This window comes from Okeania sp. SIO3B5, from assembly GCF_010692555.1.
In the GTDB taxonomy this organism is placed as follows: Bacteria; Cyanobacteriota; Cyanobacteriia; order Cyanobacteriales; family Microcoleaceae; genus Okeania.
Window position 1 is genome coordinate 4615 of sequence record NZ_JAAHHG010000317.1, and the last position, 7081, is coordinate 11695.

Annotated in this window: 10 protein-coding genes; 2 read left to right on the forward strand and 8 right to left on the reverse strand. The window is 34.0% G+C overall.

The features are described from left to right. Nucleotides 1-4 precede the first annotated feature (4 nt). From F6K54_RS29925 to F6K54_RS29955, 7 genes are all read right to left on the reverse strand, one after another. Nucleotides 5-226 carry a hypothetical protein gene (locus F6K54_RS29925; protein ID WP_293085977.1) on the reverse strand — a complete coding sequence of 74 codons (222 nt, stop codon included), beginning with the start codon at nt 224-226 and terminating at the stop codon, nt 5-7. A gap of 87 nt (nt 227-313) precedes the next feature. Beyond that, entirely contained in the window at nt 314-982 is a 669-nt protein-coding gene (locus F6K54_RS29930) for an Rpn family recombination-promoting nuclease/putative transposase (protein ID WP_366558272.1), read from the reverse strand. 20 nt (nt 983-1002) lie between these two features. Then, a complete protein-coding gene (locus tag F6K54_RS29935; protein ID WP_293085980.1) occupies nt 1003-1098 on the reverse strand; it encodes a DUF2887 domain-containing protein in 96 nt (31 codons plus the stop codon). 135 nt (nt 1099-1233) lie between these two features. After that, entirely contained in the window at nt 1234-1344 is a 111-nt protein-coding gene (locus tag F6K54_RS29940; protein ID WP_293085983.1) for a DUF2283 domain-containing protein, read from the reverse strand. Next, complete coding sequence (locus F6K54_RS29945) at nt 1337-1585, reverse strand: hypothetical protein (RefSeq protein ID WP_293085986.1); 249 nt, start codon at nt 1583-1585, stop codon at nt 1337-1339. The genes F6K54_RS29940 and F6K54_RS29945 overlap by 8 nt, the downstream gene beginning before the upstream one ends. A gap of 119 nt (nt 1586-1704) precedes the next feature. Then, nucleotides 1705-2262 carry a DUF4384 domain-containing protein gene (locus F6K54_RS29950; protein ID WP_293085988.1) on the reverse strand — a complete coding sequence of 186 codons (558 nt, stop codon included), beginning with the start codon at nt 2260-2262 and terminating at the stop codon, nt 1705-1707. 32 nt (nt 2263-2294) lie between these two features. Next, nucleotides 2295-2726 carry a hypothetical protein gene (locus F6K54_RS29955; protein WP_293085990.1) on the reverse strand — a complete coding sequence of 144 codons (432 nt, stop codon included), beginning with the start codon at nt 2724-2726 and terminating at the stop codon, nt 2295-2297. Nucleotides 2727-2987: 261 nt separating this feature from the next. Between F6K54_RS29955 and F6K54_RS29960 the strand changes: the two genes are divergently transcribed. Further along, nucleotides 2988-3269, forward strand: a complete 282-nt coding sequence (locus F6K54_RS29960; protein WP_293085993.1) for a hypothetical protein — start codon at nt 2988-2990, stop codon at nt 3267-3269. A gap of 431 nt (nt 3270-3700) precedes the next feature. On the opposite strand, the gene F6K54_RS29965 is transcribed toward F6K54_RS29960, so the two are convergent. Next, complete coding sequence (locus tag F6K54_RS29965) at nt 3701-5596, reverse strand: serine/threonine-protein kinase (protein ID WP_293085996.1); 1896 nt, start codon at nt 5594-5596, stop codon at nt 3701-3703. Nucleotides 5597-6247: 651 nt separating this feature from the next. Between F6K54_RS29965 and F6K54_RS29970 the strand changes: the two genes are divergently transcribed. Further along, on the forward strand, nt 6248-7081 hold an 834-nt coding region (locus tag F6K54_RS29970; protein ID WP_293085999.1), incomplete at its 3' end, for a transposase.

The following is a 7081-nucleotide window of genomic DNA, read 5'->3' on the forward strand; positions in this document are numbered from 1 at the left end:
TAAGTTAATTCAAATTAGCAATAGCTTGTCGTACTTGCTCAATTTCTAATTCTAAAATTTCGGCAATTTCTTCAACAGAAAAGCCTTTTCTTAATAAACTAGGAATAACTTCCAATTTTCCTTCCAATTTTCCCTCAGTTTTGGATTCTGCTATTAATTCCTGAGCAAAACGGGTTTTTTTCAAATCATCAATACCAAACATAGTTTCTAACTCCTGACGACTCATTTCTGGTAATTTTTCTCAGACATATAGTCTGGAATACGAGAAATAATTAGTTGGGTTTTGTTGCCTCAACCCAACCTACAATCTAAGTTAATTCAAATTAGCAATAGCTTGTCGTACTTGCTCAATTTCTAATTCTAAAATTTCGGCAATTTCTTCAACAGAAAAGCCTTTTCTTAATAAACTAGGAATAACTTCCAATTTTCCTTCCAATTTTCCCTCAGTTTTGGATTCTGCTATTAATTCCTGAGCAAAACGGGTTTTTTTCAAATCATTCATACTAAACATTGCTTCTAACTCCTGACGACTCATTTCTGGTAATTTTTCTAGAACAATAACTGACAATAGGTTTAAAAGTTGTAACCGATAACTTTCCTCGGTAAACTGCTGTTTTACTCGATTAATTAATACGGTTACTCTCTCCAAAAATTGTTTCTTCCTTGCTACAACTAATTGAATGATTTGTACGCCTAAAGGAGTTGTTTCACTCACTTCTAATTCATTCAAATAGATGCGCTTGACAAGTGGAGAATCTAAAAAGGGTTGAACTGATTCTCTTTGTCTTTCTGTTGGTTCCATACTACGACTTTTAAATATAATCATAGCACGCCACCTTAAGTCCGGTTCGTTGTCTCTAAGATAGGTAAAAATCTCGGAGAATAAACGTAAATAAATTTTGCTGTCTTTTTGAAATTGTACCTCCTTAATTAATGAATAATGAATAATGAATAATGAATAATGAAAACTATCTCTAATTATTAATTATTAATTATTAATTATTAATTATTAAGGTTTTCTGGTAATTCTCCCCACAACTGAAAGAAGGTTTCAGGTAAGTCTTGGAAAATTCGATAAAATATATGGTCAGTTTTCATTCACTAAATATTCTATTTATCTTTCTAATTTTTAACAGTTAATAATCTGCCTTGCACAGATTCTAAGATTGAATCTCTAATAAAAGCACTGGAATTAATAATTTATATGCCAATTAACTCCCCTGTTCCATTCAATTATGCCGTAATATTAGGACTAATTTCTACGCTTCTTACTTCTGGTTCATTAGTCATAGTTAAATGCAGAATATCCTCTTTTTCAAAATAAGTCATTTTGGCTTTATTCATAAATTGTAAATCTCCCATTGTTTAAACGAAACTTTATTTGTTGACGAGTTGTGGCATGAACAGTTATCGGTGTAATAGAATTTTCAGAACTTTCATAAGGAATTACAACTAAATCCCGATTATGTTTACCTACAACTATTTGCTTTCCTTTTACTGTATCGTAATATCTTTCTCCAGAAAATCGGACAATTCTTTCAAGCTGCTGTAATTCAAACCCTCTTAAATTAGCTCGATACTTCATATAATCTGTCTAGATAATTTCTCTCATAAAATAGTTGAGCAAACTCCTTAATTCGATAAAATATATGGTCGGTTTTCATTTTGTATTAAGTTGAGTGAAAAACCGGGTTTCTCAGAAATTTAGGCTGTAATTAAATATTTATATCGCATCAATTTACAATTATTTTTATTCACATGATTCAACAAACTTGCTAGATGTTCTGTTTGTAATTCTAATGGCTCATCTTCAGGTTTAGGTAGCCAATCTAATTGCGGTTTTTCTTGGCTAAAAACGGCGATAATTTCTTCACATCCAATAGGTGGTTGAACAACAAAAGGATCGTCTTTATCTTTAGGTAAAATCAATGTTCCCCAGGACACAGGAAAAGTCGGACTTAAAAAAGAAGGAGCAATACAATAAATTTCCCCAGAAGCAAATTTTTCGGTCACAATTAAATAGCCAGAATTATTCAGTCTAAATTTATAATTAATTTTACTCCCAACCGAAAATGATGGGCAATTAGTTTGTGGGTTGGGATTCCATTGATTATTGCTTATTCCTAGATGAGACGCATTAATTTCAGAGGCAGATTCTTCAATATAAATATTGCTACTATCTTCTGATGAGTCAGTTTTTTCAATGAAAATATTCGTATCATCCTCTGATTTTCCCCATAATGCTTGCCAAATTTCGCTCATAGTAATCCTCCAGATTTTCTCAGTATGATTATTTATTTTTGTCGTACTATTTCTAGTGAAACATCGGAATTATTTTCAGCTTGATTCAATAATTCTTGCCAAAGCTCAGTAGTTTTTTTAGGCGCAATATTTTTTATATATTCAGGAAAAATTTCTGTCTCTAACCATTTTCTAACACCTTGCCTAGTTTTCTGATATTTTCCATTGGTATTATTTTTGTCTTTGCAATTAAAACCATGTTCTATTAAAGCTGGATAGATTGTTTTATTCCAACAGTCTTTTAGAGTACTCTCTGAAAATTCATAGTCATCTTTTAATTTATTTCTTAACTGTTTCGAGTATTTTAGTTCATTGCCTGATAGTAATCTTTCTTTAAAAGCAATTGCATTATTACCATACAAATGCAACTCCTTTACCATCTGATCGAGAAATTGATTTTCCCAGCCTTCATAAGATTTATTCATAGGTATCAGTATTGGTGAAGTTATTTTGAACAAAATATAACAAATGTATTTATTGAGCGTCAATAACTATCTACAAAAATCTACATTTTTCTATATAATTCTCTTTGGCTCTATACATATTTATCCTATTCAGTTGTTAATCTAAAAATTTCGATATTTATCTACACCATTATTAAATAAATCAAGCTAGCATTTATTCAGAGAATAAAAATCTCTAAGTACCTAGAAAATCAAACAAAAAATAGACAGGAGAAAACCATTATGCAAGTTTTGTCTCAAGAGAAAATTGAACTGCTGAAAAAACTGGCAACTGAAACTTTTTTAAAAGCTGTAAATGCAACATTTATTGTCGTTGTTATTATTAGTAAAATTGGTCTTGCTAAAATTTCATTGATTAATGTTGTGTTCAATATTAATTTAAAAACTCATGTAGTTAAACCTTGTACTATGACTGTTGAAAAAGTTGTTGTGAAAGGAAATAAAGATGAATTATGGTTTGATGATTTGCCCGGAATTGGGGAAGATGAAAAAGATTTAAAATAAGAAGTTTTAGAGCTGTCCTAACCTTTGCTTCGACTGCTATACTTAGGGTTTGCTGAAAAAGTTTTATGAGACAGGAGACAGGAGAAATGGGAATGAGCGAGGAGGTAGGAGTAAGAATTGTCCCTTAATTTTTCTGCCCAACTATGCGCCTAAAATACTAACTTTTTGAGCGTTTTAGATGTGATACCAGGTACTTTTTAAATGCCCCAAAAATGCACTTTTTTTTATCTGTCAATGCTTTTATATTTAATCAGCAAGTTCCTACTTATGCAAGACTTCAATGATTAAGTAATTACTAGAATTCAATAAAGTTAAGAGCGATTATTAGGCAGTAAGTGTATATTATTCTTCTGTTTACTACTCCCCTACTCCCCTACTCCCCTACTCCCCTACTCCCCTACTCCCCTACTCCCCCACTCCCCCTTCTTCCTCTAATACCTACTATTAATTCTATCTCTAGCAGCTACTCCTAAAAAATATTCTATAGGTTGATCTGAATTAGAAACAACTACAAATTGATAATAACCAGAAGTTAAAGTTTTACCCCTCCATAGATTTATATTTCGATCTTCTATTAATGGTTTAGACCTACTACTATACTTTTCAGGAGGATAAATAGATAAGAAAATTTCTGGAGAATTAACTCGTAATCTGACGCGTAAAATTTGGTCTGCTTGTATCCATGCTAAGTAAATTTTACCTTCTCCTGGCTGTAAATTACCATTGACAACTTCTCTAAATGAACCTGGTGTAAAACTAATTTCTCCTAAAGATTTTCTACTTTGTAAACCTTTCATTGTATCCGTAGCGATCGCTTGCCAAATTTGACCCATGGGTAAACCAATAAAATTTTTTCCACGGGGTTGTTCTGAGAATAAATGAAAAAATCTAGCATCGGTTAAATCATTAAAAGCTGTACTACTAATATTTAATCTACTAAGTTGAGATTTCCATCGATAAATGTCATCTTTACTATAGTTTCCTAATCTACGACGAGCATCTAAACTTAGTGTTTCTAGTTTGTTAAGTAACTGGTTTGCTATTTCATACCACCGCCATTTCCATAATTTATCTTCTGAAGTTTCATCGCTCAAAGTTTGCCCTTTTTTTTGAGGATATTTAGAGTAGAAAAAGTCATCTACTAAGGGTAAAAAGAAAGACTCTTCTATACCTGCTTTTTGGAGGCGATCGCTCAATTCTTGGGGTTTCTCTTTGACAATTTTATCTTTTTGATTAGAGTTGTATTCTAACCAAAAGTTACCAGCTACCCAACCTATTCCTCCCATACTAAATATTGTTACTAATACTAATAAAATTGTTGACCAAATTGAAAATTTTTGAGTGTTATTAGTCGCGACTGGAATTTGGGAAACTGGTGTTGTTGTGACATTGGAGATTTGATCTGCGGTAATAGGTGGAGGGGAGATAGTATTTGGCGCTGCTTGGGTAGGTGCTAGATCGGTACTAGAAGCAAAATTTTCAAGGTCTGCTATAACTTGACTAACTGTGGAATAGCGATCGCTTGGTTTAGGAGCTAACATTTTGTCTAGCACGTTTCCTAAATTTGGACTAATGCTAATTTTCTTGCGCCAGTTAAAGGTTAAGTTGTGAGGATCTATTAAAAAAGAGGGTTCTTTTCCTGTCAGTAATACTAAGACTGTTGCTGCTAAAGCATATAAGTCGCTGTTGGCATTGATCATTCCTAGTCGCATTTGTTCGTCTGGTGCATATCCGACTTTTCCCAATCTTGTTGCTTGGTGCAAAATACCATGAGCATATTCAGATACTACTTTTGTTGCTGTTTCTTTGACTCCACCAAAATCTATTAATATTGGCAGTTTATCGGAGCTTCGCAGAATAATATTATCTGGGGAAATGTCGCGGTGAATGACTCCCACATTATGAATATATTCTAAGACTGGTAATATCTGTAGTAAAAATTTTGTTACTTCTGTTTCCCTAAAAAAAGTGCCTTGACGTTTGCGGTTTTCTAGTAAAGCACGATAAGTTTTACCATGTACATAATCTTGTACTAAAAATAGATATCCTTCTTTATTTAATTTAACGCGAAACATTTCTCGGAACCCGGGTATTTGTGGGTGTCGCAATTTGTAAAGTACCCCTGCTTCTCTTTCAAATAATTCTTGGGATTTTTGCAAGGCATAACTACCCTGTACTTGGGGGGCAAATTCTTTGAGTACACAGGGTTCTTGGAAACGATGGTTATCTTCTGCGAGGTAGGTGCGTCCAAAGCCACCATGTCCCAATTGTTTGACTATTTTATAGCGGTTAGTGAGTATTAGTCCGGGATATATAGGGTTATTCATAAACAGGGATAATGGCTAATTTCGGCCCAAGTTAGGATTATTTCATTATATATATTGGGTTCCTACCGTTACAAAAATTGAAGTTATAAATTTAGGGGTCATTTCAGTTATCAGTTATCAGTTAGCCTCCTGTCGGAGGAACTGCGTTAACAGTTATCAGTACCTCTACAATAAGGAGGCAAGAAAATACGGAATTCTCTTTTCTCTTGGTCGATTAGATATGGCGAGGAAACCCGCTCTTATCAGAGTCGCTCCTTTATATGTTGCGGAGCAAAACGCCATCTCTCGACCGCTTTTTATACCCTTAAAAGGGGAGGCGCATACCCACAATTTCTCGGTAAAAAAGTTAGGAATAATTTAATTCTGTTAAAAATCAGAGGTTATATTTAATTTAATCTATTATCTCTACAGGGTGGCTGATGATGTGACTGTGATAGTGGTTTTAACTAATTACCTTAAGTTCTGTAATTTTGATTTATTAATTATTGGGATTTATGAATTTATGAAAATAGTTGAAAAGTAAATTTATCTCAACGTTGGTTGAAGACCCGCGCTCTCCCGCAGGGGAGCGGAGGGATGGGAAAACCAATCAATGTTGCGCTTTCACACATAATCTGTTAAACTGTAAAAGCTCAAGTAAGTAAACAGTAGATGGTTGAAAAAGCATACAAATTTAGATTTTACCCAACTCCAGAACAGGAAAATCTGTTGCGGAGGACGTTGGGTTGTGTGCGCCTAATCTACAATAAGGCTTTAGCTGCGAGAACTCAAGCTTGGTATGAAAACAAAGAGCGAGTAGGGTATAAGCAAACTTCTGCTATGCTGACGAACTGGAAAAAGCAGGAGGATTTAGATTTCCTCACAGAAGTCAGTAGCGTCCCATTACAGCAAGGCTTAAGACATCTACAAACTGCTTTCACTAACTTTTTCAGTGGACGTGCCAAATATCCCAACTTTAAGAAAAAGCGTAATGGTGGTAGTGCAGAATTTACAAAGTCCGCATTCAAGTGGAAAGATGGTCAAATATATTTGGCTAAGTGTGCTGAACCATTACCTATTAGATGGAGTAGGCAACTGCCACAAGATTGTGTCCCTAGCACAATTACAGTGAAGCTAGACCCCTGTGGTAGATGGTCTGTTTCTTTAAGAGTCAATGATACCAGGAATTTATTGCTGAAGCCAGTTAACAAACAGATAGGCATTGACTTAGGAATCACCAGCCTCTTAACTACCAGTGATGGTGAAAAAATAGCTAACCCAAAGAATTTCAACAAGTTATACAAAAAATTAAGGCTAGCTCAAAAATCACTTTCTCGTAAAACCAAAGGTTCTAATAACTACCATAAAGCTAGACTGAAAGTAGCTAGGATACACGCAAAAATTAAAGATTCGAGGCTTGACTATACTCACAAGGTAACGACTCAACTGATTAGAGAAAATCAAACTATTGTAGTTGAGGACTTGGGAGTAAAAAACATGGTAAAA

Bases quoted from the DNA above. Each gene is read 5' to 3' on its own strand.
- F6K54_RS29925 (WP_293085977.1), bottom strand. From the start codon at position 226: ATGAGTCGTCAGGAGTTAGAAACTATGTTTGGTATTGATGATTTGAAA.
- F6K54_RS29935 (WP_293085980.1), bottom strand. From the start codon at position 1,098: ATGAAAACTGACCATATATTTTATCGAATTTTCCAAGACTTACCTGAA.
- F6K54_RS29940 (WP_293085983.1), bottom strand. From the start codon at position 1,344: ATGAATAAAGCCAAAATGACTTATTTTGAAAAAGAGGATATTCTGCAT.
- F6K54_RS29945 (WP_293085986.1), bottom strand. From the start codon at position 1,585: ATGAAGTATCGAGCTAATTTAAGAGGGTTTGAATTACAGCAGCTTGAA.
- F6K54_RS29950 (WP_293085988.1), bottom strand. From the start codon at position 2,262: ATGAGCGAAATTTGGCAAGCATTATGGGGAAAATCAGAGGATGATACG.
- F6K54_RS29955 (WP_293085990.1), bottom strand. From the start codon at position 2,726: ATGAATAAATCTTATGAAGGCTGGGAAAATCAATTTCTCGATCAGATG.
- F6K54_RS29960 (WP_293085993.1), top strand. From the start codon at position 2,988: ATGCAAGTTTTGTCTCAAGAGAAAATTGAACTGCTGAAAAAACTGGCA.
- F6K54_RS29965 (WP_293085996.1), bottom strand. From the start codon at position 5,596: ATGAATAACCCTATATATCCCGGACTAATACTCACTAACCGCTATAAA.